The organism is Lentzea aerocolonigenes, assembly GCF_000974445.1.
In the GTDB taxonomy this organism is placed as follows: domain Bacteria; phylum Actinomycetota; class Actinomycetes; order Mycobacteriales; family Pseudonocardiaceae; genus Lentzea; species Lentzea aerocolonigenes.
In genome coordinates this window covers 31468-58023 of sequence record NZ_BBOJ01000028.1, presented here as the reverse complement: position 1 = coordinate 58023, position 26556 = coordinate 31468, and the positions used below count along the sequence as shown (strand labels likewise).

The 26556-nt window shown below is 70.3% G+C and carries 25 protein-coding genes; 13 read left to right on the top strand and 12 right to left on the bottom strand.

What is annotated here, in order from left to right:
• Nucleotides 1-16 precede the first annotated feature (16 nt).
• The gene (locus tag AOM45_RS41645; RefSeq protein ID WP_030471503.1) at nucleotides 17-580 is read left to right on the top strand and encodes a TetR/AcrR family transcriptional regulator; all 564 of its coding nucleotides are present in this window, start codon (nucleotides 17-19) and stop codon (nucleotides 578-580) included.
• A gap of 4 nt (nucleotides 581-584) precedes the next feature.
• On the opposite strand, the gene AOM45_RS50200 is transcribed toward AOM45_RS41645, so the two are convergent.
• Nucleotides 585-2099 (bottom strand): NaeI family type II restriction endonuclease, encoded by a 1515-nt coding sequence (locus tag AOM45_RS50200; protein ID WP_081902547.1) that lies wholly within the window; start codon nucleotides 2097-2099, stop codon nucleotides 585-587.
• 168 nt (nucleotides 2100-2267) lie between these two features.
• Between AOM45_RS50200 and AOM45_RS41635 the strand changes: the two genes are divergently transcribed.
• Nucleotides 2268-2483 (top strand): hypothetical protein, encoded by a 216-nt coding sequence (locus tag AOM45_RS41635; protein ID WP_156094217.1) that lies wholly within the window; start codon nucleotides 2268-2270, stop codon nucleotides 2481-2483.
• A gap of 25 nt (nucleotides 2484-2508) precedes the next feature.
• On the opposite strand, the gene AOM45_RS41630 is transcribed toward AOM45_RS41635, so the two are convergent.
• Nucleotides 2509-3276, bottom strand: a complete 768-nt coding sequence (locus AOM45_RS41630; RefSeq protein WP_162185733.1) for a thioesterase family protein — start codon at nucleotides 3274-3276, stop codon at nucleotides 2509-2511.
• Complete coding sequence (locus AOM45_RS41625) at nucleotides 3273-4118, bottom strand: RecB family exonuclease (RefSeq protein WP_030471507.1); 846 nt, start codon at nucleotides 4116-4118, stop codon at nucleotides 3273-3275. The genes AOM45_RS41630 and AOM45_RS41625 overlap by 4 nt, the downstream gene beginning before the upstream one ends.
• A 96-nt stretch (nucleotides 4119-4214) precedes the next feature.
• Here AOM45_RS41625 and AOM45_RS41620 point away from each other — a divergent pair, with 96 nt between their 5' ends.
• Nucleotides 4215-5333, top strand: a complete 1119-nt coding sequence (locus AOM45_RS41620; RefSeq protein WP_030471508.1) for a site-2 protease family protein — start codon at nucleotides 4215-4217, stop codon at nucleotides 5331-5333.
• A 15-nt stretch (nucleotides 5334-5348) separates the two neighbouring features.
• Nucleotides 5349-6173: a tRNA (adenine-N1)-methyltransferase gene (locus AOM45_RS41615; RefSeq protein ID WP_201780169.1), complete on the top strand. Its 825-nt coding sequence runs from the start codon at nucleotides 5349-5351 to the stop codon at nucleotides 6171-6173.
• A gap of 51 nt (nucleotides 6174-6224) precedes the next feature.
• Here AOM45_RS41615 and AOM45_RS52195 read toward each other — a convergent pair whose 3' ends face one another.
• Nucleotides 6225-7073 carry a hypothetical protein gene (locus AOM45_RS52195; RefSeq protein WP_051784355.1) on the bottom strand — a complete coding sequence of 283 codons (849 nt, stop codon included), beginning with the start codon at nucleotides 7071-7073 and terminating at the stop codon, nucleotides 6225-6227.
• A gap of 93 nt (nucleotides 7074-7166) precedes the next feature.
• On the bottom strand, nucleotides 7167-8015 hold the full coding sequence (locus AOM45_RS41605) for an Rv0361 family membrane protein (protein WP_051784356.1): 849 nt from the start codon (nucleotides 8013-8015) through the stop codon (nucleotides 7167-7169).
• Between the two features lie 715 nt (nucleotides 8016-8730).
• Between AOM45_RS41605 and arc the strand changes: the two genes are divergently transcribed.
• Nucleotides 8731-10527: a proteasome ATPase gene (gene arc, locus AOM45_RS41600; protein ID WP_030471512.1), complete on the top strand. Its 1797-nt coding sequence runs from the start codon at nucleotides 8731-8733 to the stop codon at nucleotides 10525-10527.
• Nucleotides 10528-10580: 53 nt separating this feature from the next.
• On the opposite strand, the gene AOM45_RS41595 is transcribed toward arc, so the two are convergent.
• The 6 genes from AOM45_RS41595 to AOM45_RS41570 are packed head-to-tail and all read right to left on the bottom strand — an operon-like array spanning nucleotide 10581 to nucleotide 17617.
• The gene (locus AOM45_RS41595; RefSeq protein ID WP_030471513.1) at nucleotides 10581-12959 is read right to left on the bottom strand and encodes a bpX6 domain-containing protein; all 2379 of its coding nucleotides are present in this window, start codon (nucleotides 12957-12959) and stop codon (nucleotides 10581-10583) included.
• Nucleotides 12956-14473 carry a hypothetical protein gene (locus AOM45_RS41590; RefSeq protein WP_030471514.1) on the bottom strand — a complete coding sequence of 506 codons (1518 nt, stop codon included), beginning with the start codon at nucleotides 14471-14473 and terminating at the stop codon, nucleotides 12956-12958. The genes AOM45_RS41595 and AOM45_RS41590 overlap by 4 nt, the downstream gene beginning before the upstream one ends.
• The gene (locus tag AOM45_RS41585) at nucleotides 14470-14820 is read right to left on the bottom strand and encodes a bpX5 domain-containing protein (RefSeq protein ID WP_059362968.1); all 351 of its coding nucleotides are present in this window, start codon (nucleotides 14818-14820) and stop codon (nucleotides 14470-14472) included. The genes AOM45_RS41590 and AOM45_RS41585 overlap by 4 nt, the downstream gene beginning before the upstream one ends.
• Nucleotides 14817-15911 (bottom strand): AAA family ATPase, encoded by a 1095-nt coding sequence (locus tag AOM45_RS41580; RefSeq protein WP_030471516.1) that lies wholly within the window; start codon nucleotides 15909-15911, stop codon nucleotides 14817-14819. The genes AOM45_RS41585 and AOM45_RS41580 overlap by 4 nt, the downstream gene beginning before the upstream one ends.
• A 9-nt stretch (nucleotides 15912-15920) precedes the next feature.
• Entirely contained in the window at nucleotides 15921-16550 is a 630-nt protein-coding gene (locus AOM45_RS41575) for a response regulator (RefSeq protein ID WP_030471517.1), read from the bottom strand.
• Nucleotides 16547-17617: a sensor histidine kinase gene (locus tag AOM45_RS41570; RefSeq protein ID WP_035912649.1), complete on the bottom strand. Its 1071-nt coding sequence runs from the start codon at nucleotides 17615-17617 to the stop codon at nucleotides 16547-16549. The genes AOM45_RS41575 and AOM45_RS41570 overlap by 4 nt, the downstream gene beginning before the upstream one ends.
• A gap of 113 nt (nucleotides 17618-17730) precedes the next feature.
• Here AOM45_RS41570 and AOM45_RS41565 point away from each other — a divergent pair, with 113 nt between their 5' ends.
• The 7 genes from AOM45_RS41565 (at nucleotide 17731) to AOM45_RS41535 (ending at nucleotide 23476) form a co-directional block, all read left to right on the top strand.
• Nucleotides 17731-18432 (top strand): ABC transporter ATP-binding protein, encoded by a 702-nt coding sequence (locus tag AOM45_RS41565; protein WP_051784357.1) that lies wholly within the window; start codon nucleotides 17731-17733, stop codon nucleotides 18430-18432.
• The gene (locus tag AOM45_RS41560) at nucleotides 18429-19184 is read left to right on the top strand and encodes an ABC transporter permease (protein ID WP_030471520.1); all 756 of its coding nucleotides are present in this window, start codon (nucleotides 18429-18431) and stop codon (nucleotides 19182-19184) included. Before AOM45_RS41565 ends, AOM45_RS41560 begins: the two co-directional genes overlap by 4 nt.
• A gap of 96 nt (nucleotides 19185-19280) precedes the next feature.
• Nucleotides 19281-20324, top strand: a complete 1044-nt coding sequence (locus tag AOM45_RS41555; protein WP_030471521.1) for a glycoside hydrolase family 5 protein — start codon at nucleotides 19281-19283, stop codon at nucleotides 20322-20324.
• Between the two features lie 60 nt (nucleotides 20325-20384).
• Complete coding sequence (locus AOM45_RS41550; protein ID WP_030471522.1) at nucleotides 20385-21263, top strand: aldo/keto reductase; 879 nt, start codon at nucleotides 20385-20387, stop codon at nucleotides 21261-21263.
• 84 nt (nucleotides 21264-21347) lie between these two features.
• Complete coding sequence (locus tag AOM45_RS41545) at nucleotides 21348-21755, top strand: hypothetical protein (protein WP_030471523.1); 408 nt, start codon at nucleotides 21348-21350, stop codon at nucleotides 21753-21755.
• A gap of 75 nt (nucleotides 21756-21830) precedes the next feature.
• Nucleotides 21831-22871 (top strand): sensor histidine kinase, encoded by a 1041-nt coding sequence (locus AOM45_RS41540; RefSeq protein ID WP_236704028.1) that lies wholly within the window; start codon nucleotides 21831-21833, stop codon nucleotides 22869-22871.
• Nucleotides 22868-23476, top strand: a complete 609-nt coding sequence (locus AOM45_RS41535; protein ID WP_030471525.1) for a response regulator transcription factor — start codon at nucleotides 22868-22870, stop codon at nucleotides 23474-23476. Before AOM45_RS41540 ends, AOM45_RS41535 begins: the two co-directional genes overlap by 4 nt.
• On the opposite strand, the gene AOM45_RS41530 is transcribed toward AOM45_RS41535, so the two are convergent.
• Nucleotides 23473-23970: an NUDIX hydrolase gene (locus AOM45_RS41530; protein ID WP_030471526.1), complete on the bottom strand. Its 498-nt coding sequence runs from the start codon at nucleotides 23968-23970 to the stop codon at nucleotides 23473-23475. The genes AOM45_RS41535 and AOM45_RS41530 overlap by 4 nt on opposite strands.
• 107 nt (nucleotides 23971-24077) lie before the next feature.
• On the opposite strand from AOM45_RS41530, the gene AOM45_RS41525 reads away from it, so the two are divergent.
• The gene (locus AOM45_RS41525) at nucleotides 24078-26471 is read left to right on the top strand and encodes an FtsX-like permease family protein (protein ID WP_030471527.1); all 2394 of its coding nucleotides are present in this window, start codon (nucleotides 24078-24080) and stop codon (nucleotides 26469-26471) included.
• Nucleotides 26472-26556: the final 85 nt, after the last annotated feature.

Below are 26556 nucleotides of genomic sequence, written 5' to 3'. Positions count from 1 at the left end.
CAACTAAGCTCCCGGCGTGAGGTTGACGCCGGAATCGCGCCGTTTCCAGCTGATCGACGTGGGTGCTTCGTTGTTCGCCGCGAAGCTCTACGACGACGTGTTGATGGAGGAGGTCGCGACCAGGGCCGGCGTCTCCCGCGCGCTGCTTTACCGGCACTTCTCCAGCAAGCGGGATCTGTTCGCCGCCGTGCACGAGCGCGCCACCGCCCAGCTGCTGACAGAGGTTGAGGACCTGGGCACCGGCAGCCTCGCCGACCAGATCGCCGTCGGTCTCGACGCCCACGTCGACTACTTCCAGGCCAACCGCAACGTCGTGCTGGCCGCGAACCGCGTGCTGGCGAACGATCCGGTGGTGCAGGCGGTGACCACGGGCGGGTTCGCCGCCCTGCAACGAAGGCTGCTCGACGCGGCGGGCGTGACCAACCCGCTGGCGGCCGCTGCTGTGCTGGCCTGGCTGGAGTTCGTGCGCGTGATGTGCGTGGAATGGTTGGAGCGTCAGGCTTTCGATCGGGTGGAGCTGCGAGATCTGTGTGTGCGTGCGCTGATGGGCGCTCTGGATCTCGACCCGGCGGACCGGTGACGTCCTACAGCTGTGGTGCCTCGACGATCGGGTCTTCCGGATAGGCGGGGCGCCACGGCTGCCCGTCGATCGTGGCGACCAGCACGTCGTCTTCCCCCGCGGGGACGACCCTCACGCTCACCAACTGACCGGTTTCCGGCACCGGCAAACCCAGCTGCCGGGCGATGTGGCCGTGGCGCGCCCGCAGCACGAGCACGCCGTCCGCGCGCACGGCGCGGATCGCTTCCCGCACCCGCTTGGCGGCGAGGTTGTCCATCGTGACCGTCTGGAGCACGGTCATGTCGATCACGAGGCCTTGTGCCCGGCGGAACAGCTCGGACACCCGTGCTGCCGCCGCACGCGGCGCGAGGACGGCGTCCACCTGGTCGCCGGGCAGTTGCAGGAGCAGGTTGGGCGGGAGCGGAGCGTTCTCGTGAATCCAGCGGATCGTCTCCTTGCCCTGCCGGGTGAGTCGCCTCTTGTTGTCTCTGTTGGGGGCGCTGAGCAGGTCTCCGGTCATCTGCAGGAGGCCCGCGCCCCACTCGGACCGCACGTCGCTGGCCCAGATCAGCAAGCAGGGCTTGGAGAAGGCCTCCGGCGCGATCATCCATTCCTTCGTCAGCGAGACCTTGCAGTCGAACTCGATGCCGTCGAGCTCGAAGTCCAGCGCCGACCCGTCGGCGAACGCGAACTCCCGGCCGATCATCAGCCGGATCCGGTCCCCGATGGTCGTCTTCTCGACCCTGGAGAGCTGGTCCCACCGGAAGCGGCCGGTGTGCAGGCCGTCCAGATGACTGTCGAGCGCCTTGCGGATGGCGGACGCGAACCTCGTGCCCGTCGGATCCATCTCCCGGATCGCCGTCACGAGTCTCTCGACGTCCTCGGGGCCCGGCGCCGGATCTGCGGGGCGTGGCGCGACTTCGGCGGGCGGGACCTGTCCGGTGGCCGGCGCCTGGGTCCTGATCGCGTCCAGCTGCCGTTGGAGTGACTCGGCGAGCCGTTCGGCCCGGCGGCGGGCGTCCTCCGACCGCTGGAGCACCTGCTGGAACGCAGCCACGCGAGGGTCGGACGTGTCGTCATCCCGTTCAGGTGCCTTGCCCTGTTCGACGAGGTGCAGCGAAAGCTCGAGGACCCGGTTGGTGAGCGCCTCGTGCTTGGTGTTCCCGTGCGACAACCGGTGGCGCAGTCGTGCCACCTCTGAGCGGAGCTTGGTCAGCTCGTCCTGCCGGGTGGGCACGGCGTCGAGCGGGGTGGCTTGCTGACTGGCTCGGCGGAAGAGCCGCATGGCCCGTTGCCGGGCGGCCGCGTGTGTTTCCGGTGTGGTGCAAGCGGCGACGATCGCCTCGACGAGCATCCGCTGCCCCAGCAGGCCGATGCCGTTCAGGCGGCGAGAGAGCGTCGCACGGCTCGGGACGGCCGCGGGTGCGTCCGGATCCGATCGGAACTGCTCCTCGGTGAACGAGGCGCACAGCCGGCTGACGGACATGTTCGCCGACCGCATCAGCTCCTGCAGGTGCAGGGCCAACTCGTTGATCTCCACGGTGCCGCCACCAGGGGCAGTGCGCGGCCTGCCTCGTGACGGTCGGCGGGGGTGCACCGCGGCTCCATTGTCTCGCTCAATTGTGTTTTGTCTCAGCGACAAATGTACACGGCAGTCAGGCGGCCGACAGACTCGGATCCGGTCGGGCAACCCGGAAAGAAGGTCTTGATGTCGCGTCGCCAGTTCATCTCGAGGTCGCGAGCGGTCGATCTCGCCGCCCTCGTCGTCGTGCTCGGCTCCGCGGTCGCCCTGGTGGCGCTGGGAGTGAGCGCGGAAGCGGTGGGCACTGTGGCCCTGGCGCTGTCCGGTCTGTACTCCACGTGGCTGCGCGGCGCAGACGACCGCGCAACCGCGGAGGACAAGAAGAAAGAACTGTCGTTGTGATGGGAGATGTTCGTGCGGGGGCGTCTCAGCGTTCGCGCACGAACAGCGCCTGCGCCGTCGACCCCACTGGCCCCTCCACGTCGTGCACCACGCTCGTCGCCAGGCCGACGCCGTCCGGGCCGATGGTGGTGCGGGCGTCCATGCCCACCCACTCGCCGACGGGTTGCCGGTGCAGGTGCACCGTCAGGTCGGTGTTGATGGCGTACCACTTGCGGATGTCCACACGGGACGAAACGCCGCTGGCCGAGTCCACCACCGAGAACAGGCGTTCCAGCGGGGTCGGCTCGAAGCCCTCGACGACGGCCACGCGCGGGCGGGCCCACACCTGGGCGTCGCCGGGGGTGAAGATGCCGCCGGACACGGAAAGCCATTCGACGGCGGCCAGGTAGCCGCCTGACCAGAAGTCCGGGATCTCCATCGGCGCGGCCGACGTCGGCGGTGCCATCGCGGGGACTTCGCCGCCTGCCACGGCTGTGGTGTCCGAACCGACGATGTGCCACGCACGCGCCGTGAGCACCACGCGGCCTTCGGACGACAGTGAGGCCGACAGCAGTTCCACGGAGCGGCCCGGGCGTTCGACCGAAGTGGACACCGCCAGGTCGGCCACCGGGACCGGGCCGAGGACCTCGAACGTCACGCGGGACACCGAAGGCCTGCCGAGGGCCAGCAGCGAGCGCACCAGCAGTGCGGAGGGCGGGCCCAGGTGCTGGCTCTCGGGACCCCACGGGCCGACGGTGTGCTCCGTCGCGCGGAACGTGTTGTCGCTCAGGGGCAGGTAGAAGGCGCTCATCAGTCGCGGTCCTGGAGGGGCTCGGTGTCGTCCGGCTCCGGCCAGCCCGGGTAGGGAGGCGGGGTGCCGTCGAACGCGGGGCAGAACGCCTTGTGGTCGCAGTAGTCGCACAGGCGGCTGGGGGACGGGCGGAAGTCGCCGGTCGGGGCCGCGCGCATGATGGCCTGCCAGATGGCTTCCAGGGTGCGTTCGAAGCGGGAGAGCTCCGACTCGTCCGGGGTGTAGGCCAGGGCCTGGCGGTCGGCCAGGTACATCAGACGCAGCTGGCGGGGGACGACGCCGCGCAGCTTCCACAGGACCAGGGCGTAGAACTTCATCTGGAACAGCGCCTTCGCCTCGCCCACCTCGCGGGGCGCGGCGCCGGTTTTGTAGTCCACCACGCGGATCTCACCCGTCGGCGCCACGTCGACCCTGTCGATGTAGCCGCGCAGCAGGACGCCGGAGGGCAGTTCGGACTCGACCAGCAGCTCGCGCGACTCCGGTTCGAGGCGGCGCGGGTCCTCCAGGCCGAAGTAGCCGTCGAGCAGCTTGGTCGCGGACGCCAGCCACTCTGCTTCCTCCTCGCCGCCGGGAACCTCGAACAACGTCGAGAACTCCGGGCGTTCCGCCTTCACGCGCTCCCACGCGGGCGCGATCATCGTGCGGGCGCGGTCCGGCACGCGTTCGGCGGCGGGCAGCGCGAACAGGTCCTCGAGCACCGCGTGCACCACAGTGCCGCGCACCTGGGCCTTCGTCGGCTTCTCCGGCAGGCGGTCGACCGCGCGGAACCGGTAGAGCAGCGGGCACTGCTTGAAGTCCCCCGCCCGGGACGGCGACAGCGCGGGCCTGCGCAACGTGGTGCTCATGGGTCGAACCCTAGGACAGGGGTCTGACAATTACGGGACCGCATCCGGCCGCCCCACCAGACCGCGAGATCACACCTGCGGCCTTACAGTGCACCCGTGGCCGCGCGGATCAGTGAACGAGAGGGCGGCCTGCTGCTGTTCCGGGTGGCGGGCATCCCGGTGCTGCTCGCGCCGTCGTGGTGGGTCGGCTCGGCGATCGTGGTCGCCTTCTACGCACCCCTCGTCGACGACCTCGCCCCCGGCACGCCACCGGGCGTCGGTCTCCTGCTGGCGGCGTTGTTCGCCGTGTTCCTGGGGCTTTCGGTGCTCGCGCACGAGCTCGGCCACTGCGTCGCGGCGCTGCGGCTCGGTCTTCCGGTCAGAAGACTGCGCCTGTACCTGCTGGGCGGACTGTCCGAGATCATGCGCACGCCCGGCAAACCCAGCCACGAGGGCGTCGTCGCGGGCGCGGGTCCGATCGTGTCCGTGGTGCTCGCGGTGGTCTTCGGCCTCGGCGCGTTCGTGATGGAACCCGGCGACGTCGTGTGGGTGCTGGTCTTCCAGATCGCCGCCGCGAACGTCGCGGTCGCCGTGTTCAACCTGTTGCCCGGCCTTCCGCTCGACGGCGGGCGGATCGTCCGTGCGGGAGTGTGGGCCGTGACGGGGCAACGAGCGATGGGCACGCGTGTCGCCGTGGTCGGTGGTTTCGCCGTTGCCATCGCATTGGTGGCGTGGGCGCTGTACGGCGTGGCGGAAGGCGCGGAGGACCGTTGGCTGCGTTTCGGCGTGTGCGCCCTCACGGCGTGGGTCGTCGTCGCCGGTGCGAAGAGCGAGCTGGCCAGCGAACGACGCCGTACGTGGCCTGCCGGTGTCACCCTCGCCGACCTCATCCGGCCGGTGCTCCAGCTGCCGGCCGAAAGTCCCGTCAAGGACGCGCTGAGCACCTCCGCGGGCCGGGGCGTGGTGCTGGTCAGGGCGGACGGCGTGGCGGCGGGCCTGCTCGACACCGAGGCCGCGGAGAAGCTGGCCGCCTCGAGCCCGTTCGCGCCCGCTGAGCAGGCCGCGGAGCCGATCCTGCCGGAGACCGTGCTGCTCGCCGACGAGCCCGGCGAGGAGATCGTGGAACGCGTCCAGGGCACCGCGGCGTGGCAGTTCCTCGTCGTCGACCTGGAGGGCCGTCCCGCCGGTGTGCTGCGCAGGGAGGACCTGCGTGCGGCCATTGAGAAGGGCGTTTGACACCATTGCGCGGTGATTAGCGCAAGTGGACCGTTCCAGCCGGGTGACCGGGTTCAGCTGACCGACCCCAAGGGCCGGCACTACACGGTCGTCCTCGAGCCCGGCAAGGAGTACCACACCCACCGCGGCGCCATCCCGCACGACTCGCTCATCGGGCAGCCCGAGGGCTCGGTCGTGGCGTCCGTGGGCGGCACGAACTTCCTGGCGCTGCGCCCGCTGCTGCCGGACTACGTGCTGTCGATGCCGCGTGGCGCGCAGGTGATCTACCCGAAGGACGCCGCGCAGATCGTCATGTACGGCGACATCTTCCCCGGCGCGCGCGTTCTGGAAGCAGGAGCGGGCTCCGGCGCGTTGTCGTGCTCTCTGCTGCGTGCGGTGGGGGAGAAGGGCAGCGTCCAGTCGTACGAGGTGCGCGACGACCACGCGGTCCACGCGATCCGCAACGTGGAGACGTTCTTCGGCGAGCGCCCCGGCAACTGGTCGATCACCGTCGACGACGTGAAGAACCACGAGGGCGAGGTCGACCGGGTCATCCTCGACATGCTTTCGCCGTGGGAAGTGCTGCCCACGATCGCGAAGAACCTCATCCCCGGTGGCGTTCTGGTCGTGTACGTCGCCACCACCACGCAGCTCTCCACGGTCACGGAGGCCCTGCGAGAGATGACGTGCTGGACGGAGCCCCACGCGTGGGAGACGCTCGTCCGCCCGTGGCACGTCGTCGGTCTCGCGGTGCGCCCCGAGCACCGGATGATCGCGCACACCGCGTTCTTGCTGACCACGCGCAAGCTCGCGGACGGCGTCACCGCGCCGAAGCCGCAACGCCGTCCCAGCAAGGGCTGAGAAACGCAAAGCGGGAGCCTCACGTGAGGCTCCCGCTTTCGCGTCATGGGGTCAGTTGGACTCGATCTTGTCGATGCCGCAGACCTTCCAGTCGCCACCTTCCTTGGACAGCTTGTAGATGATGCTGCCCGAGGTGGTCTGACCCGGCTTGGACGGATCGACGAGCCCGGTGAGCTTCTGCGTGAACGTGCCGCTGCTGCCCGAGGTCTTGACGTCCGCCACGGTGGCCGCCGCGGTCGGCTGGGCCTGACCGGACTGGTTCTTCAGCTTGGGGAACTCCGCCGAGCACACGAGGGACTTGACGTCGTTCGGGTCGGTTTTGCCCGCCCGAACGCCCTTCAGGACGATCTCGGTGAACTTCTCGGCGACTTCCTTCGCGTCCGAGTCGCCGCCGCTCGACGAGCTCTTCGACGACGGTGTGGTCGGCTTCGTGCTGCCGTTCGTCGGCTGGGAGTTCGTGTTCGTCGACGCCGAGTCGTTGCTCTTGGAGCTGTTGCCGGTGAGCAGGACGGCGGCCGTGATGCCACCGCCGACGAGCACCAGCACGCCGATGACGACACCGATGATCAGACCGGTCTTGCTCTTCTTCGGCGGGGGACCGCCGAACCCGCCGTAGCCGGGCTGCTGGCCGTAGGGACCGGGCTGGCCGTAGCCGGGCTGGGGCTGGCCGTAACCCTGCTGCGGGAAACCGCCGCTCTGCGGTCCCTGCGGAGGGAACCCGCCGCTCTGGGGTCCCTGCTGGCCGAACGGGTCCTGCTGCGGCTGGCCGTACGGACCCGGCTGCTGTCCGTACCCCGGCTGTCCCGGCGGCTGTCCGTAGCCCGGTTGCTGTCCGTACCCCGGCGGCGGCTGCTGGCCGTAACCGGGCTGCTGCCCGGGCTGCTGAGGCGGGTAGGTCATCGAATTCCCCCGATGCAGATCTTCTGGCTCGACGTGCCATTAGTTCACAAAGGGGTTCCACCGATTCGGCAGGGCCCCTCGCCGCGTCACCGGCTACTTCGTCGGGATCTTGATGTCCTTCTGCAGCGTGCAGAACTTCCAGGTGCCCGAGATCTTCTTGAACTTCACGTCGGTGTCGACGGTCGAGTTCTTGCCACCGATGCTCATGGAGAGGTTGATCTTGACCGTCGCCTCGTTGCCGCTGACGGCCACGTCGTTGACCTTCACGCTGGTCTTCAGCGTCTTCGCCAGTTCCTCGGCCTGCTTGCGCTGCTCCGGCGTGAGGCTGTCGAGCTTCTTCTCGGCCTGCTCGGCCTCGTCGACGACCTCCTTGCAGGCCATCGACTTGGCCTTGCTGGTGTTGCCGGAGGTGCCGGCCGCGTAGTACTCCTCGGCGACCTTCTTGACCTCGGCCGCGTCGTCACCGCCGCCGCTGTTGCCCGAGTCCGAGCCGTTGCCCGAGTTGGACGACGACGAGTTGCTGCTGGAGCTGTTGCCGGAGTAGATGACAGCCGCCGTGATGCCACCGCCGACGAGCACCAGCACGCCGATGACGACACCGATGATCAGGCCGGTGTTGCTCTTCTTGGGAGGCGGGGGACCGCCGAACCCGCCGTAGCCGGGCTGCTGGCCGTAGGGGCCGGGCTGGCCGTAGCCGGGCTGGGGCTGGCCGTAACCCTGCTGCGGGAAACCGCCGCTCTGCGGCCCCTGCTGGCCGAACGGGTCCTGCTGCGGCTGGCCGTACGGATTCGGCTGCTGGCCGTACCCCGGCGGCGGCTGCTGGCCGTAACCGGGTTGCGGCTGCTGGCCGTGACCCGGCTGCTGCGGCGGCTGCTGCCCGTACGGCCCACCGGGCTGCGGCTGCTGCCCGTAGGGACCGGGCTGCTGCGGCGGGTACGTCATCGAAACTCCCCCGATGCGGATGAGGTGATCTATCGCTTGGACATTCTGGTACTTCGTGGTCGGGCGCGCGGCCGAATGGGGTCTATCGACACGCACGAGTGGTTATGCACACCTTGTGCTGTTGCCGGCTGGCCGCGCCAGGGCCGTGTCTGATAACGATTGCGGCACCTCCACCGGAAATCGAGCGCGATGCACTGCGCTGTCGGAGTGGTGCGCCGGTCGCGTCGGCACGACCACCCGGTTGGCCGCACGCCCTCCGGTCGCACCGGAGCCTCGCTCGCGCGGGTCCTCCGACGGGCACGAACGGGGTGGGTTGCGGTGTGTCACCACCGATCGGAGCAGCCGATCGTCCACCTGGTGGGACGACGGCGGGTTGGCGCCCGTCGCCGGGCCGCGGGCCGCACCAGGCGTGTTCGCGGTCGTCCGAGGGTGGTCGCGGAGCGTGGGGACCGGGCGGCCGCCCAGGTGCTCCCATGACCCTCTCCTCGGACTTCTCGCAGGTCGGCTGGCGTGTCGCAGAGCGATGCGCGGGCCGGGGTTTCTGGGACGCACCGTAGCGGGTGGGTGGTTCCACCGGACACCGAGATGGAGCAGTTGACCTCTGTTGGAGGCCGGACCGTTGCGTCACACGAGCGAAGATGATGTTGTGAGTACACGATTTTGTCGGTGATCGCCGGTACCGTAATCGGTACGAACACGGGAGGAGGGTGCCGACATGCAGCACGGTCATCCCGGCAGCCAACCCGATGAGGGTGGCGAGCTGAACCAGGGCAACAATTCTGCAGAGCTGAACGCGCAGATCAGGTTCCTCGAGGACGAGATCGCGTCGTTGCGCCGCAAGCTGACCGAGTCCCCGCGCCACGTCCGGTTGCTCGAGCAGCGGCTGGCGGAAGCGACGGAGCGGGTCAGCCAACTGACCGAGCGAAACACGAAGCTCATAGACACCCTCCGCGAAGCACGAAGCCAGCTGCTCGCGCTGCGTGAGGAGGTCGACCGGCTGGCGCAGCCGCCCAGCGGGTACGGCGTCTTCATGGCGCGTTTCGACGACGGGACGGTGGACGTCTTCACGTCCGGCCGGAGGATGCGGGTCGCCGTGTCCCCCGCGGTCGAGCCGGAGAAGCTGTCGTTCGGGCAGTCGGTCCGCCTCAACGAGGCGCTGACGGTCGTCGAGGCCGGCGGTTTCGAGCGGTCGGGTGAGGTCTGCGCACTGCGGGAGGTGCTCTCCGAAGAGGGAGAGGACCAGATCGCCCGCGCGCTGGTCGTCGGTCACGCGGACGAGGAGAGGGTGGTCTGGCTCGCCCAGCCGCTGCTCGACTCGCCGCTCAAGCCCGGCGACTCGCTGCTGGTCGACTCGAAGGCGGGTTTCGCCTACGAGCGGGTCCCCAAGGCCGAGGTCGAGGACCTCGTGCTCGAGGAGGTCCCGGACATCGACTACAGCGACATCGGCGGCCTGTCCCGGCAGATCGAGCAGATCCGCGACGCCGTGGAGCTGCCGTTCCTGCACGCCGACCTGTTCCGCGAGTACGAGCTGCGCCCGCCCAAGGGCGTGCTGCTCTACGGCCCTCCCGGCTGCGGCAAGACGCTCATCGCCAAGGCGGTGGCGAACTCCCTGGCCAAGAAGGTGCGGGAGATCCGCGGCGAGACCGACAAGCAGGCCAAGTCCTACTTCCTCAACATCAAGGGCCCCGAGCTCCTCAACAAGTTCGTCGGTGAGACCGAGCGGCACATCCGCCTGATCTTCCAGCGGGCTCGTGAGAAGGCGTCAGAGGGCACCCCGGTGATCGTGTTCTTCGACGAGATGGACTCGATCTTCCGCACCCGCGGTTCCGGCGTGTCGTCCGACGTCGAGACGACGATCGTTCCCCAGCTCCTCAGCGAGATCGACGGCGTCGAGGGCCTGGAGAACGTCATCGTCATCGGCGCCTCCAACCGCGAGGACATGATCGACCCGGCGATCCTCCGCCCCGGCCGCCTCGACGTGAAGATCAAGATCGAGCGACCGGACGCCGAGGGCGCGAAGGACATCTTCAACAAGTACCTGACGGCGAACCTCCCGCTGCACGCCGACGACCTCGCCGAGTTCGGCGGAGACCCGAAGGCCTGCATCGAGGGCATGGTTCAGCACACCGTCGAGCGCATGTACGAGGAGTCCGAGGAGAACCGCTTCCTGGAGGTCACCTACGCCAACGGTGACAAGGAGGTCCTGTACTTCCGGGACTTCAACTCCGGCGCGATGATCCAGAACATCGTCGACAGGGCCAAGAAGGCGGCGATCAAGTCGCTGCTCGACACCAAGCAGCCCGGCCTCTCGGTCCGGCACCTGCAGGCCGCCATCGTCGACGAGTTCGCCGAGAACGAGGACCTGCCGAACACGACGAACCCGGACGACTGGGCACGCATCTCGGGCAAGAAGGGCGAGCGGATCGTCTACATCCGCACGCTCGTCACCGGGAAGAACCAGGAGACGGGCCGCGCGATCGACACGGCCACGAACACCGGCACGTACCTGTAAGACCGTTCGCCCGAACCGCCCCGGTCGCTTCGGCCGGGGCGGTTCGCCGTTTCCTACCAGGCCTGGAGAGCGAACGCCGCGACCTGCGCGCCGGTGGCCGCGTCCACGGCCAGCACGCGGTTGTCGTGGTCGATCAGCGTGACGATCCCCGCGTGCCAGCGGATCACGTCCACCACCGCGGTCGTGCGCGCCACGACACGTTCCTTGGTGCGGATCTCCACGCAGTCGTCCTGCTGCACGTACCAGGCGTCGCCGTCCGCGACACCGGCGCAGTACTCGCCGGACGGCAGCAGCGTCCCGCGGTGCGGCAGGGTCAGGTCCGGGTCCCGCACGCGCTGGCGCAGCGTGAGATCCGGCAGGTCCCACCGCCACCGCTCGATCACCTGACCGCCCGGCTCGGCGAACACCACCGCGAGGCTGCGGGCGTTCCGCGCGACGCCGAGGATCGACGCGTCACGGTCGAGCTCCCGCCACACGACGGTCGGCGGGTTCCTGCGCACGTCCAGGAACTCCAGCCCGTCCGGTCCCGTCACGACCGCGATGCCGCCGTCGAACGACCGGAGGAACGTGCGGTGCGACAGCGTGGTCCAGTGCCGGACCCTGCGGGAGGCCAGGTCGACGTGGTGCACCTCGCTGACCGAGCCGCGCACACCGGCCAGCAGCGCTGATCCGCCGTGGTCGGCCATGACGACCTGGTGCGACGGCACGTCCCAGTGCGCCCGCGTGCGTCCGTCGCCGGTGACGAGCCGGGTGCCCTGGTCGCCGAGCGCCACCAGGACCGCACCGCCGCGCACCGCCACCGCGTCGTGCACCAGGAGCTGCCCCGGTAGCACCGGGACCTCGAGGTCCGGCACGGTCCGGCGGAGCTTCGGCGCCTTGGGCAGGTCGGCGGCCAGCAACGGGTCGGCCGCCTTCTTCAACGCCGGTGGCACGGTCGTGCCGTCGCGCACGAACGCCCGCGTGGCCGCACTGCCGAGTTCGCGGTCGTCGCCGTTCAGAGCGAGCCAGGCGTCGACGAAGTGCTTCCTGGCCGCGGCGAGCTCAGGGTCGTCGCTGTTCAGCAACGCGAGCGCCGTGCTGTGCGTGGCGGGGGTGGGCCAGCCGACGGCCAGGTGGGCGAACAAGGCGCTGCTCACCGGTCCGCCGAGCGCCATGCCCGCCTGGATGCAGGGCACCGCGAAGTGGCGGGTGGTCTCGTCGGGCCAGGCCGCCGCGACCGCGCCCAGGTGGTCGCCCGCGTCCTGCCGCTCGCGCACCCACTCCGCGCGCAGCTCTCGCCCGTCCTCGGCGGACAGGCGGGCGATGGCGGTGGCGAACGCGCCGCGCGCCCGTGCCACGTCGATCGCCCGCGTCCTGTTCCCGGCACGCCACCAGAGCCGCACGACCAGGTCCGCGTCGAGGTTCCGGCCTTCCGCGAGCTCGGCCGCGTCGGTGAACCTGCCGAGCCGCTCGAACATCGCGACCGCCGCGGCGGGATCGCCGAGCAGGTCCGCGTGCACGAACGCGGCCTCGTCGTGGCGTCCCAGCCGTTCGAGGTCCCGCGCGGCGGCCTCGTAGAGCCCCCTGAGGTGCCGGTGCACGTCGGGCCCGTACAGCGGTCCGGCTCCGGGGGTGAGGACGTTGGTGGGCCGCACCGCGCCCGTGCGCCTCGAAGGAGTCTTCGTGGTGAGCCGGCCGCTGCTCGAGTCGCCGCCGATCCCGACGGCGTCGCGCAGCGCGTTGTGCCAGTCCTTGCGCTCGAACTGCTCGGTGAGCCGGCGCAGGTACCTGTCGTGCCGCGACCGCACGAGCGCCCGCAACGGCGTGCGCATGACCAGCCGCACCCAGAGGTTCCCCGGTTCCCGGCCCGGTGCCCGGTCAGCTGTTCCCGCGGTACCCCCACTCGCGGTCCGCATGGCCACGATGGTCGCGATGAACACGATGACCAGGATCGGCTTGATGTTGCCCGCGGAGAGCGCGACGAGCACCAGAACCGGAACGCTGAGCGCGCCGACGACGATGAGGAGCGCGCGGAACGGTGTACCGCCATCGTGCCGGAGGAGTTTCTCGGCGTGCTTGGACGGCGTGCCGATGCCGCCGCGGACCCGCAGCTGAGGTCTCTCGGGGACGGCTGACTCGACGGGTTCCGGCGCCGGGGCGAGATCCGCGGGGGTGAGCTCGTGCCGGGTGAGGCCGCTCGTGTCCGTCCACAGTGCACAGTCGAGTGGCTCCAGGCCTTCCGGCACCTCGGTGAGCGGCAGGCCGGGTGCTCGTTCGGCGCGGACCTCCACCGGCTCGGCGAGCACGACCAGCCACGAACCCGTTGGCAGCGCGTGGATGCGTGCGCCCGGCTGCCACAGGTCGAGCACCCGCGTGCGGGCCTCCTGCTCGCCGATCACGCCGACGTCGATGACGAACGCCCTGGCGGTGACGGTGCCGCGGAACGTGGTCACGCGTCACCTCGCATCGTCGCGATCCGTTTCCCGGTGACGAGGTGACCCACCTCGACGCGGCCGTCGTCACGCGGCACGGCGACCCACGGCTGCATCGGGTGCACCACGGCGGGCGCGCCGGACCAGGCGGTGAGCGTGCGGGTGCGGGCGGCGGTCTGCACGCGCACGATCAGGCCTTCCTGGAAGACGATCCCGGGCCTGTTGTCCTCGAACAGGTGCAGGCCGAGCGGCCTGGCTCCGTCCGGGAGCAGGATGTCCGGCGGACGCTCGAACCGCCATCGGGTTCCGTCGTGCGACGTGGCCCGCAACGGAGGAGGACCGAGCAGCACGGGCGTTCGCGACGTGCGGGGCTCGTCCGTGTGGTGGTTGCCGGGCGCGACGACCGCGAACTCGCTGACGCGGGGCGGCTCACCTGCCTGGAGGACCCACCAGTTGTCGTTCCACCGGCACAACATCGTGTTGCCGGACACGTGCAGCGGCGCGAGTCCGGTGGCCGCGACCTGCTCGGGGTCGATGCCGAGCTCCTCCGCGGTCACCGCCAGCCGGTAGAACCGCTTGAGCTGGTTGCCGATGACGTGCGCACGGACGACACCGTCCCGCTCGACGAGGGTGACGAGCCGGTTGTGCACCTGGGCGGCCGCGAGCACTCGTCCCGGCAGCCGGTGGTGGCGCTGGATGCCGCTGAGGACCTGCAACGTCACCAGGTCGCGATCGGTGCTGCCGCGCGCCAGCAACACCTTCTCGGCGCCGGGGAACGACGGGAACCGCAGCACGCCCGCGCGCTTCTCCTCCTCCGGGGGCGTGCGCAGGTTGCCGCGCAACAACCTGACGCCGTGCCGCCTGCCGGGCAACGTCAGCTCGGTGGAGAGTCCGTTGAGCTCGACGCGCACGGCGGTGGCACCCCGTTCGTCCCACGCCGACTCGGTGGTGGTGAGGCAGCGCCGGGCGGTCAGCCGCGGACTGCTCAGCAGCCACAGGTCGTCGACGGTGTCCGCCCACTTCGTGACGTCGCTCTGGTCGGGCCGCGTGGTGCGGCGGGCCTCGAGGAGCCCCGTGATGCCGGCGGGATGCCACGTGCCCGGCCGATCGCCGAGAACGCCGAGCAGCAGGCCGGGTTCCCTGCGCTGCAGCACGATCAGCGCCGCGAGCTGCACCAGCCGCGCGGCGCCCAGCTGGTCGGGGCCCGCGTCGACGAGGACCGCCGCCTGACCTCTCCGGTGCGGTTCGACGAACTCCGGGGTGGTGTGGAGGAGCTCACCGGTGGCGGCCTTGCGGAGGAACTCGTGCGGGAAGTGCCGGGCCAGCGCCCACTCGGAGACCAGAATGCGTTCCGGTTCGCCCTTCAGCCCGATGCCGCCGAACCCGTCGGGCTCGCCGCGGTGCGGGTGCGTCGTGGTCGCCGCGTCGATGAACTCGTCCAGGTCCCTGAGCAGCGGGCCCAGCGCGGTGGCGAGGTCGAGGTCCATCGTGGACAGCGTGGTGGCCCAGGGGCGGAGTGCGTCCGGCAGTGTCATGCGAGCAGCTCCGGGTTCGCCGTGCGCCTCGGAGCGGGGCCCGTCAGCACCGCACCCGGCAGCACCACGAGCGCGTCGTCCGGCAGCGAGTGCCGCAAGAGCCCCGGCGGTGTCGACGGCGCGAGGGTCGTCGGCACCAGTAGTCCGTCGTCCCACCCGAGGTAGGTGACGCCGTCGGCCCACGGCAGGTCGTCACCGACCACGAGCGTCCACTCAGGACCGAACGCCACCCGCAGCCGGGCACCGGCCCGCAGCCGTCGCACCGTCGCGGCACGCAATGTGGCACCGCCCGCCACGGCAGCGGCTTCCAGCGGCGGCTCGCGGCGCGCCCAGGTCAGCGGTCTCACGGCTGGAGCGCGGTGATGAGACGCGTGCGGGCGTCGCGCAGCACCGCGGGCAGGTCGTCCGCCGCGAAACCGGCGTCGATCTCCCGCAGCGTCGCCTCCACGCGCAGCCGGTCCAGCTCACCGCCGAGCACCTTCTCCGCGGTGAGCGCCAGCCGTTCCGCCCGCGCCTGCGGCCCGCGGGAGAACTCCTCCGCCGCGTGCACCAGGCTCGCGTTGCGCGCCCGGTCGATCAGGTCACCGAGGACGTCCCTCGCCAGAGCCTGCGCCTCCCTGCTGGGCGCGATGAGCGGCAGCACCCACAGGTCCTCCGCCGACGCCTCGGTCCGGCCGTCCAGCACGGCCGCCGCCGCGACCAGCCGCTGCGCCCGCACCACCCGCCGGTCGCTCAGCACCACACCGGCGTGCCGCAGCCTGCGCACCGCCGTGGCGGCCGCCTGCACCACCGGTCGCAGGTCCACCGCGCGTGCCTGCTCGGCCAGCCGGTCGACGGACGGCAGCACGTGTGCCGCGGGGCTCTGCACGGGCGCCCACGCCGTCTCCAGCAGTTCCTCGAGCAGCGCGTCCGCCACCGGGTCGATGAACAGCCGCACCAGGAACCGGTCCGCGAACGCCGCCAGCACCGGGTCGTCCGGCAGGGTGTTCGTGGCGCCCACGCACACCCGCAGCGGGCTCTCCAGCCGCGTGGCGCCGCGCCGGAACACCCGCTCGTTCAACAGGCCCAGCAACGTGTTGAGGATGGCCGTGGACCCCAGGAACACCTCGTCGAGGAACGCGATCTCCGCCTCGGGCAGCATGCCGGCGGTCTCGATCTCGACCACTCCGTCGGCGAGCCTGCGCAGGTCCACCGGCCCGAAGATCTCGTTGGGCTCGGTGAAGCGCCCCAGCACGTACTCGAAGTACGTGCCGCCCAGCTGCCGCGCGATCGTCCGCACCGCCGCCGACTTGGCCGTGCCCGGCGGGCCGACGACGAGAGCGTGCTCGCCCGCGACGGCGCACAGCACCACGACCTCGGCGATCAGCTCACGATCGACCAAACCGGACTGCGCGGCGGCGACGGCCTCGCGCACGGCGGTGACATCCCCAGAGAACACCGGGGCAGGCTAACCGACCAGGCCCGACTCGTAGGCCGCAATAACCAGCTGTGCACGGTCGCGTGCGTGCAGTTTGGACAGCAGGTTCCCGATGTGCGTCTTCACCGTCCCGGTGCTGACGTGCAGCTCCGCCATGATCTCCGAGTTGGACAGCCCCCGAGCGACCAGCAGCAGGACCTCCTTCTCCCGCTCCGTCAGCCGTTCCAGCCCCGACACCACCATCGACGCGGGCTGCCGGACGAACTCGGAGATCAGCCGGCGCGTCACCGGCGGCGACAGCAACGACTCGCCGGACGCCACCACCCTGATCGCCGCCAGCAGCTCGCCAGGGGGCGTGTCCTTGAGCAGGAAGCCCGAGGCGCCTGCCCTCAACGCACCGAACACGTACTCGTCCAGGTTGAACGTCGTCAGCACCAGCACGCGAGGGCCGTTCATGAGACGGGTGGCCTCGATGCCGTCCATCTCCGGCATGCGGATGTCCATCAGCACGACGTCCGGTGCCAAAGAAGAAGCGAGCGACACGGCTTCCGAGCCCGTGCCCGCCTCGCCCACCACGGTCAGGTCCGGTTCGCTGTCGACCAGCAGGCGGAAGCTCGCGCGCAGCAACGCCTGGTCGTCGACGATCAGCACGCTCGTCATCGGTGCGGCAGCTCCGCGACGACCCGGAAACCGCCGGTCTCACCAGGGCCCGCGCTGAACGTGCCGCCGTAAACCGCCACGCGTTCGCGCATGCCGATCAGGCCGTGTCCCACTCCCAGCTCCTTCACCCCAGGTCCGTCGTCGGTCACCTCGACCCGCACCGACGACGGCGTCACGTCCACCACCACCGTGCACGACGCGGGCGCGGCGTGCTTCACGACGTTGGTCAGAGCCTCCTGCACGATCCGGTACACCGACAGGCCGATCCCCTCCGGCACAGCGGAGTCGCCCCGCACTTCCAACGAGACGCGCACGCCCGCGAGTGACGCGCGGTCGGCCAGTTCGGCGAGGCCGTCCAGGCCGGGGGAGGGGGCGAGGTCGGCGTCGGAGCGCAGGACGCCGAGGAGGCTGCGCATCTCCGTCAACGCGGCGCGGCTCGTCTCGGAGATCACCGTCAGGGCTTCGTAGGCGTGCGCGGGTGAGCGCACGTGTGCGGCGTTGGCGGCCTGCACCGCGATCAGGGACAGGTTGTGCGCCACCACGTCGTGCAGTTCGCGGGCGATGCGGAGGCGTTCGTCGGCCAGCGCCTGCTCGGCCCGCTGGGTCGTCTCGCGCTCCAGGAACGACCGCCGCAGCCTGGTCGTGTACCCGATGGCCCACACCGAACCCAGCGCGGCGAAGGCGACCAGCAAGCTCTCGGGCTCGCCACCGGAGATCCCCGTGGTCGCGATGACGGCGACCACGAGCGCCGCCAGCGACCACGTGCGGTCGCGTTCGACTGCCACCGTGTAGAGCACGAAGCAGACCGCGGCCACCGTGGCGCCGAGCGCGTGCACGGGAAGCACCCGGCTGATCACCGCCACCACCATCGCGGCCGTGGTCACGCCCAGCGCGATCTCCGGCCACAACCGGCGGACGGCGACGGGGACCGCGACCAGTGCGGCCAACGGCACCGCGACCCAGGGCGACGGGGGCTGGTGGGGCTCGAGCATCGCGTAGGCGACGAGGATCCAGATCACCAGCGCGGCCGCCACGTCGACCAGGTAGAGGTGCAGTTTCGCGATCACGCGGTCGACGGTAGCGAGCCGAGAGGCCCGGACGCCTCGGACCACGGTCCGATTCACGACCTCGGCCTGCGGGCCGATCCGTCAGAAGGCCTCGAAGGCCGACCCTCTTCCGCATGATCGAGGTGCGGAACCTGACGAAGAGATACGGGGACACGACGGCGGTCGACGGCCTGTCGTTCACCGTCCAACCAGGACTGGTCACGGGCTTCCTCGGCCCGAACGGCGCCGGCAAGTCCACGACCATGCGCATGGTTCTCGGGCTGGACCGGCCGACGGGCGGCGAGGCGCTCGTGAACGGCAAGCGCTACCAGGACCTGGACCACCCGCTGCGGCACGTCGGCTCGCTGCTCGACCCGGCCGCCGTGCACCACGGGCGCAGGGCGCTCGACCACCTGCGCTGGATCGCCGCCAGCAACGGGATCGACCGGAAACGCGCCACCGAGCTGCTGGAGCAGGTCGGTCTGGGAGGCGTGCGGCACAAGCGGATCAAGGCGCTGTCACTGGGCATGAAGCAACGGCTGGGCGTCGCGGCGGCGCTGCTGGGCGACCCGGAGGTCCTGATGTTCGACGAACCGGTCAACGGCCTCGACCCCGAAGGCGTCCGCTGGATCCGCGACCTCATGCGCGGCCTCGCGAAGGAGGGCCGCACGGTCTTCGTCTCCAGCCACCTGATGAGCGAGATGGCGCTGACCGCCGACCACGTCGTGATCGTCGCAAGAGGACAGCTGGTCAAGGAGACGCCGATGGAGGCGTTGACGCAGAACGGTTCCCTCGAGGACGCCTACCTCGAACTGACCTCGGGGAGGGGTCTGTGAAGAACGCACTCGCCGCAGAGTGGCTGAAACTCCGGACGGTCCGGGCGCCCTACGGCCTGATCGCCGCCATCGGCGTGATGATCGCGTTCGGCGCGACCATCTCGTGGCTGATGGTGCGGGACTACGACACGTCGTCCGCGGCCGAGCAGATGAAGTTCGGGTCCGCCGACGCGAGCGTGGTGATCACGCCGGTCGTCCAGTTCTGCGTGGCGGCGCTCGGTGCCCTGGTGGCGACGTCCGACCCGCGGCTGGGCGCGCTGACCGCCGTGCCGGACCGGAAACGCTTGCTGGCGGCCAAAAGCGCGCTCGTCGCCACCACGGCTGTGGTGATCGGGGCCGTCGCGCTGACCCTCAGCATCGGCACGAGCTGGCTGATCATGGGGGACCGGCCGCCCCCGGTCGCGCCGTGGGACAGCCTGGGCGACGTGCTGCCGTGGGCGGGCGCGGCGGTGCTGTCGATCCTGGTGACGGGCCTGACCGGCCTCGGGCTCGGCCTGGCGCTGCGGTCGACGGCGGTGACGATCGTGGTGGTGGGCGTCCTGCTGTGGGGTCTGCCGGCCGTCACACCGATGCTGCCCTCCCCGTGGAACATGGACGCATCAGGAGTGATGGTGCCGTACCTCGTGTGGGAGGTGGCCGGGGTCGTCAACGATCCGCCGCTGGGCCCGCTCGCCGCCGTCGCCTGTTTGTTCATTTACGTAGTGGTGACACTGGGTGCCGGAACGGTGACTCTTCTGCGACGAGACGCTTGACTCGCTCTTGGGGCAGCCCTAAGGTCGTCTATACCTTTAACGGTAAGGAAAGTTACCTAACTAATCCGCCGCCAGCAGTCCGAGAGGAGGCGCTGAATGGCTTGGCAGAAGTCTGTGGTGGCGCTCGCCGCGGCGGTCGTGCTCCCGTTGACCGGTGTCGTGGCGGGAAGTTCCGCCGCCGCCGCGGGTGACGTCTCCGCTGCCGCTCTGCCACCGGGTTCGCCCGCGGCGGTCAACGGCCAGCTGAAGGTCTGCGGTGTGAAGCTGTGCAACCAGGCGGGCCAGCAGGTCCAGTTGCGGGGCATGAGCACCCACGGCATCCAGTGGTACTCCCAGTGCGTGAAGACGGCGTCCCTGGACGCGCTCGCGAACGACTGGAAGGCCGACGTCCTGCGCATCTCGATGTACATCCAGGAGGGCGGCTACGAGTCGAACCCCCGGAAGTTCACCGACATGGTGCACGGCTACATCGAGGAGGCCACCAAGCGCGGCCTGTACGCGCTGGTGGACTGGCACCAGCTCTCGCCGGGCGACCCGAACCACAACACCTCGCGCGCCAAGACGTTCTTCAAGGAGATCGCGCAGCGGCACAAGGACAAGACCAACATCATCTACGACATCGCCAACGAGCCGAACGGCGTGTCGTGGTCGAAGGTCAAGTCCTACGCGGAGGCCGTCATCCCGACGATCCGCGCCGAGGACCCGGACAGCCTGGTGCTCGTGGGCACGCACGGCTGGTCGACGTTCGGCCTGTCCGACGGCAAGGACATCAACGAGGTGAGCCGCAACAAGGTCAACGCCTCGAACCTGATGTACACGTTCCACTTCTACGCCAAGGACCACAGGGACAGCTACCTCAACGCCCTGAAGACGGTCTCGAGCCAGGTGCCGGTGTTCGTCACCGAGTTCGGTTCGCAGGAGGCCTCCGGTGACGGTCCCAACGACTTCACCATGGCGAACAAGTTCATCACGTTCATGAACTCCGCGAAGATCTCGTGGACGAACTGGAACTTCTCCGACGACGAGCGCTCGGGCGCGGTGTTCAAGGAAGGCACCTGCTCCGGCAGCAGCTTCACCGGTGAGAGCCGGCTGAAGGAAGCCGGCAAGTGGGTGCGCAACCACATCAGGGCCAACCGTTAGGCCGACCCCGGCGGGTCACGTGAACGGCGGTCCTCCGGGGCCGCCGTTTACCGTTGCACCATGGCTCAACTCGCGCTCGGACTGGCGTCGCTCGGTCGTCCCGCCTACATCAACCTCGGTCGCGAAGACGCGCTTCCTGCCGTGCGTGACGTCGAGTCGATGCGCGCGCAATGCCACCGTGTTCTCGACACGGCTTATGAACTGGGCATTCGCTGGGTCGACGCCGCCCGCTCGTACGGGCTGTCGGAGGAGTTCCTGTCGTCGTGGCTGCCCGGCCACGACGACGTGACGGTCTCCAGCAAGTGGGGCTACGCCTACACCGCGAACTGGCGGCCCGACGCCGAGGTGCACGAGGTCAAGGAGCACTCCCTGGCCCGCTTCACCCAGCAGTGGCAGGAAACCCGCGCACTGCTGCCGCGCATCGACCTCTACCAGGTGCACTCGCTGACGGCCGACAGCCCGTTGTTCTCAGATCGCGCGTTGCAGGACGCGATGGTCGAGATCGGCGTGCCGCTGGGCTTCTCCACGTCCGGACCGCGGCAGGCCGACGCGATCCGCAAGGCGCTCGAACTCGGCATCTTCTCGTCCGTCCAGTCCACCTGGAACCTGCTGGAGACCTCGGCGGGAGAGGCGCTGCGGGAGGCGCACGACGCCGGGTTGCGCGTGATCGTCAAGGAGGGTGTGGCGAACGGCAGGCTCGTCGTCGACCCGCCGCAAGCGGTTGCGGCGCAGGCGGAAGCGCTGGGCGTCGGCCCGGACGCGGTGGCGCTGGCGGCGATCGCGCGGCAGCCGTGGGTGGACGTCGTGCTGTCGGGTGCAGCGAGCCCGGAGCAGCTGCGGTCCAATGTGGACGCGCTGCGGGTCGGCGTGGACCTGCCGGACCTGGCCGAACCCGCCGAGCAGTACTGGAAGACGCGCGCCGGGCTCAGCTGGACCTAGGTGTCCGGTTTCTGACAGATGTCACGGCGAGGACGTGCGGATCATCGCTACCAGCGGAAACTCCGCACGACCAGCATTGTCGGCATGACGAAGCAAACCGATCCCGATGCCCGGGAGAAGCTGGACATCGCCAAGAAGCTGCTCGGCGGTTACGCGGCCGTGGCCGTGCTGACGTTGCTCGCGATCGTGGTGTTCAGCGGCGACCCCGACGTCGTCACGGACGCGGTGTGGATCCGCGGCTCGATCCTCGCGGTGGCGTCGCTGGTCACGTTCGCGCTCGGGGTGTCCATGGCCAACGGCTCGCGCGGCAACTACCGCAGGGTGCGGATCATCGCGACGGCTCAGGTGGTGGCGATCGTCGTGATCGAGTCCATTCCGGGCTCGTTCCCGGTCTGGTTCAAGATCGCGAACGGGGTGTGCGGCGCGTTGCTGATCATCGTCGTGCTGCTGACGTTCGCCCGCAGCGTGCGCGCCACCTTCGCGACCTCGTGACACTCCTAGAAGCGATTCTTACGTTGTCGACACACGAGAAAAGCGCTCGTGTGTCGACAACGTAAGGTCATTGACGTGGACGACAGGCGCCGGTTGCTGCTCTCGCTGGGCATGCTCTGCTACCCGTTCCTGGCGGCCGCCGGCGTCAACCAGCACGCGCACGGCACCGGCCTGATCGTCGGCTACCTGCTGCTGGTGGCCGTCTCCGCCTGCTACCTCGGCGTCGTGATCGCCTCGATCCGGTCGGCGTGGCGGCTGCACTGGTGGCTGGTGGCGGCGATGACGGTGCTGGCGGTGCTGCTCGCGCCGCTGGCCCACGAGATGGTGCTGATCCTCCTCGCGATGGTCGTGCCGTCGGCGACTGCGCGTCTCGGCACCCGTGCGGCGGTGGCTCTTGTGGTTGTGGGCGCTGCCGCGTGCGTGGTCGTGCCGCGAGTGGTTGGGTGGGACACCGAGGCGAGCTGGTACTTCGCGGTGGCCGTGGTGTTCACCGCGTTGCTGGTCCACGCCTTCGGTCGCACCGCCACGGCGAACCAGCAGCTGCGGGAGGCCCAGGCCGAGGTCGCGAGGCTCGCGTCGGAGGCCGAACGCAACCGGATCGCCCGCGATCTGCACGACCTGCTCGGCCACTCGCTCACCGCGATCACCGTGAAGAGCGCTCTGGCCAGAAGGCTCGAACCACCGCAGGCGCGCGCCGAGATGGAGTCGGTGGAGCAGCTGGCCCGTCAGGCGCTGGCCGACGTGCGGGCAGCGGTGTCCGGGTACCAGCACGTCACGCTCGCCGGTGAGCTCGCCAGGAGCCGGGAACTGCTGCGGGCGGCCGGGATCGCGGCCGACCTGCCCACCGCCTGCGACGCGGTGCCGCCGGAGCGCCGGGAACTGTTCGGCTGGGTCGTCAGGGAAGGGGTGACGAACGTGGTGCGGCACGCGCGGGCCGGGCGGTGCACGGTCGAGCTGACCGCGTCCTCGGTGGAGGTGCGCGACGACGGCCTGGGCGGCACTGCCGGTGCCGGGTCCGGTTTGGACGGTCTGCGGACCAGGGTGACCACGGCCGGTGGTGTGCTGACCGCCGGTCCGGCACACCCTCGCGGCTGGTCTCTGCGGGTGGCGGTGTGACGATCAGGCTGCTGCTCGCCGACGACCAGGAGCTGATCCGCCAAGCGCTCGGCGTCCTGCTCGACCTCGAACCGGACTTCGAGGTCGTCGCGTCGGTCGGCCGCGGCGACGAGGTCACGGCCGCGGCGCTGGAACACCAGCCGGACGTGGCGCTGCTCGACATCGACATGCCGGGACTGGACGGGCTCGCGGCCGCCGCCGTGCTCACCGCGCAGGTGCCCGGTTGCCGCGTGGTCATCCTGACCACCTTCGGCCGCACCGGGTACCTGCGCCGGGCGATGGAGGCGGGCGCCGTCGGGTTCGTCGTGAAGGACGCTCCCGCAGAGGTGCTCGCGGACGCCGTCCGTCGGGTGGCGGCAGGCGAACGGGTGGTGGACCCGGTGCTCGCCGCGGCCACGCTCGCCGCGGGCGAGTCACCGTTGACCGCCCGCGAACGCGACGTGCTCATCGCGGCCCGCTCCAGCGCGACCGTGGCCGAGATCGCCGCCCGGCTGTACCTCGCCGAGGGCACCGTGCGGAACTACCTCTCCGGTGCCACCACGAAGACCGGCACCCGCAACCGGATGGAGGCCCTGCGGGTCGCCGACGAACGCGGGTGGCTCTAGCGGGAACCGGTGCGGCGCAACCACTCGCGGCCGATCGCGCGGCCGTCGGGGACGAGCGGCCAGCCGGGGTCGTCGATCTTGCCGCGCAGCTCGTCCAGGCCCATCCACCCGCCCCAGGCGACCTCCTCGGGCTGGTGCGTGAACGGCCCGTCGCTGTGCGTCTCGTAAACCCACGCGTGGTAGCGGGTCTGCTCGTCGACGTACGTGGTCTGGAAGAGGAACGTCAGGGGCGCCTCGACTCCGAGCTCCTCCTTCAGTTCGCGCTGAGCCGCGACGTCGGGCGTCTCACCCGCGTCGATCACACCACCGGCCGTGTAGTCGTACAGGCCGGGGAAGATGTCCTTGGTGTCGGTGCGGCGGTGGGCGTAGATCCGTTCGCCGTCGGTCGAGTGCACCAGGGTGAGGACGCAGCCGTGCCAGAGGTTCTCGGCGCGCATGCGTTCGCGGGTCACCTCTCCGATCACGTTCGCGTTCTCGTCGTAGAGGTTGATCATCCCCGTGTCCTCCTGTGGTCGTACGCGAGCTTGCTACCGCAGTCCGACGCCCGCTGATCGCCTTCCTTCCTACCTTCGTGACGGTCAGACGTCACCGAGGAGGATTCGTGTCCACTTCCCTGCGGCTCGGCGTCGCCGAGTTCCGCGCCCGGCCGGGCCGCGCGCTGCTGCCGGGCGTCGCGCTCGTGGTCGGTGTGGCCTGCCTGCTGGCCGCTCTGGTGCTGAGCGACGCGCTCACCAGGTCGGTCGACGAGGGCGCACCGCTCACACCGTCCACAGTGGGCCACGTGGTGGACGTCAAACGGCAGCCCTACGACGAGAACGCCGTGGAGGCGAACCGCCCGAAGCTCGACGACGCGTTGCTGGCCAGGCTGTCGGCGGTCGGCAGGGCGGTGCCGGTGCAGCAGGCGCACGCGGACCTGCTGGACGCCAACGGCCGTGCGGGGGAGCACCGGGCCGAGGTGGAGGTCCAGCAACCGGATCTGGTGCGCTGGCCGCTGGCCGAGGGCAAGGCACCCGCCGCCGACAACGAGGTCGCCGTCGACAAGATCACCGCCTACGAACGCGGCCTCAAGCCGGGCGACAGGATCAAACTCGCCTCCGCGGACGGCAAGCCGTTCGAGGTCGCTGTCAGCGGTGTCATGAAGAAGGGCGGGATGGACTCGCGGCCGATCCTGGTCGCCGGTCCGGACCTCGCCCGCAAGCTCGACCCGCGGCCGGACACCCTGGCGGTGTGGGTGATCGGCGGCCCTCGCGACGTCGTGGCGAGCGCGGCGGGCGCTTCGTACGTCGTGTGGGACCCGGCGCCGGACGCGGACAAGGTCGGTGACGACCTCAAGTTCATCCTGCTGCCGTTCAGCGTGCTGGCGCTGGCGACGGCGGTGTTCGTCGCCGCTGCCACGTTCCGCGCCGTCTACGCGCAACGTCAGCGGCAGACGGCGCTGCTGCGGTGCATCGGTGCCCAGCGCGGGCCGTTGGTGCGCAGGAGCCTGTTCGAGGCGTTCGTGACGGGTGCGCTGGCCGGTGTCGGCGGTGCGCTGCTCGGCGGGCCGATGGCGTGGGTGCTGGCCAGGACGTTCGACGTCACGGGCATCTCCGCGCTGTTCGGCGCGGTGCAGCTGAGCCCGGAGCTGTTGCCGTCGCTCGGGTACGTCGTCCTCGGAGTTGTTGTTGCCGCGCTGTTGAGCGTGATGGCGGCTGTACGGCCCGCGATCAACGCTGCGCGCGTGTCGCCGTTGGCTGCTCTGCGTGACGCGGAGAACGAGGTGCCGCCCCGCTCGGTCCGCCGGCTGCGGCTGGTGTTCGGCCTGCTGTTCACCGGTGGCGCGGCGATGCTGGCCCTGCTGGCCATCGCGGCCAAGGGCACCGCGGGTGCTCCGCTCGCGGTCACGTTCTCCGCGATCGCCGCGGTGACCGGACTGTTCTGGATCCTCGGCCCGGTCACGGTGCCGTTCATCGCCCGGCTGTTCGGCAAGATCGGCGGCACGCACTGGAAGCTCGCCGGCGCGGAGGTGCGCAGGATGCCGCAGCGGTCGGCGTCGGTGGCGCTGCCGTTGCTGCTGGCCAGCTCGATGGTGACGTTCTTCCTGGTCGTGCTGGGCAGTGCGCAGGAGATGACCTACACGTTCGCCAACGAGGAACGCCCGGACGCGACCGTCGTGGACGCGGGGGAGCGCCCGCTGCCGGTGATTCCCGCGCAGGACGGCGTGGCGGCGAGCGTGGTGCTGCACAAGGCCGAGAACGGGGCGGGTGTGGACCCGGACGAGTTCAAGGCGTGGATGAAGGCGCAGAACGTCGCCGGTGCCGAGCGGCTCGTCGCCGGGACCGCGGTCTTGCCGGAGCACTGGTCGGACCGGTCGTTCGTCGAGAACGACGGGAAGCAGTACGAGGTCGTGGGCACGGTGCCCGGCACGCTCACCGGTTACACGCCGATCCTCGGCGGCCTGACCACGGGAGCGGCCGAGAAGGTGCTGGTCGCTTTGAAGCCCGGTGTCGACCCCGCGAAGTTCCGGGCGGGCCTGCAGGCCGCGCTGCCCGGCAACCCGACCGTGATCGTGCGGACGGACGCGGACGAGCGGGCGAACGCGGACCGGTACATGCACCTCGGCACGGTGCTGATGATGGTGCTGCTCGGGCTGTCCGTCGCGGTCGCCGTGACCGGCATCGGCACCGCCCTGACGATCTCGGTCCAGGAACGCCGCAAGGAGCTCGCACTCAGGCGCGCCTTGGGCGTCACTCGCGGCGGACTGCAGGGCGGAGTCATCGCTGAAGCGGTCATGTTGGCCCTCGTGGGCGTGATCGGTGGCGGCGTGCTCGGGTTCGGTTACGCGGAAATCGCGATCCTGGCGACCGGCCTGGACCTCTCGCTGCCGGGGGCGACGGTGGTGTTGCCGCTGGTCATCGGTGCGCTGGCGGTCGTGGTGCTCGCCGTGGTCGCCGCGTTCGGGCCTTCTCGCGGCGCGTCGAGGATTCGCCCGGCAGCAGGGCTCGCCTCCGGGTGAGCGGGGTGAGCGGAGCTTGACGGCGCCCCCGCGGAGACGGCGGCTCGGACGTGCGACGTTCGAGCCGCCCTCACCACAATGTCGG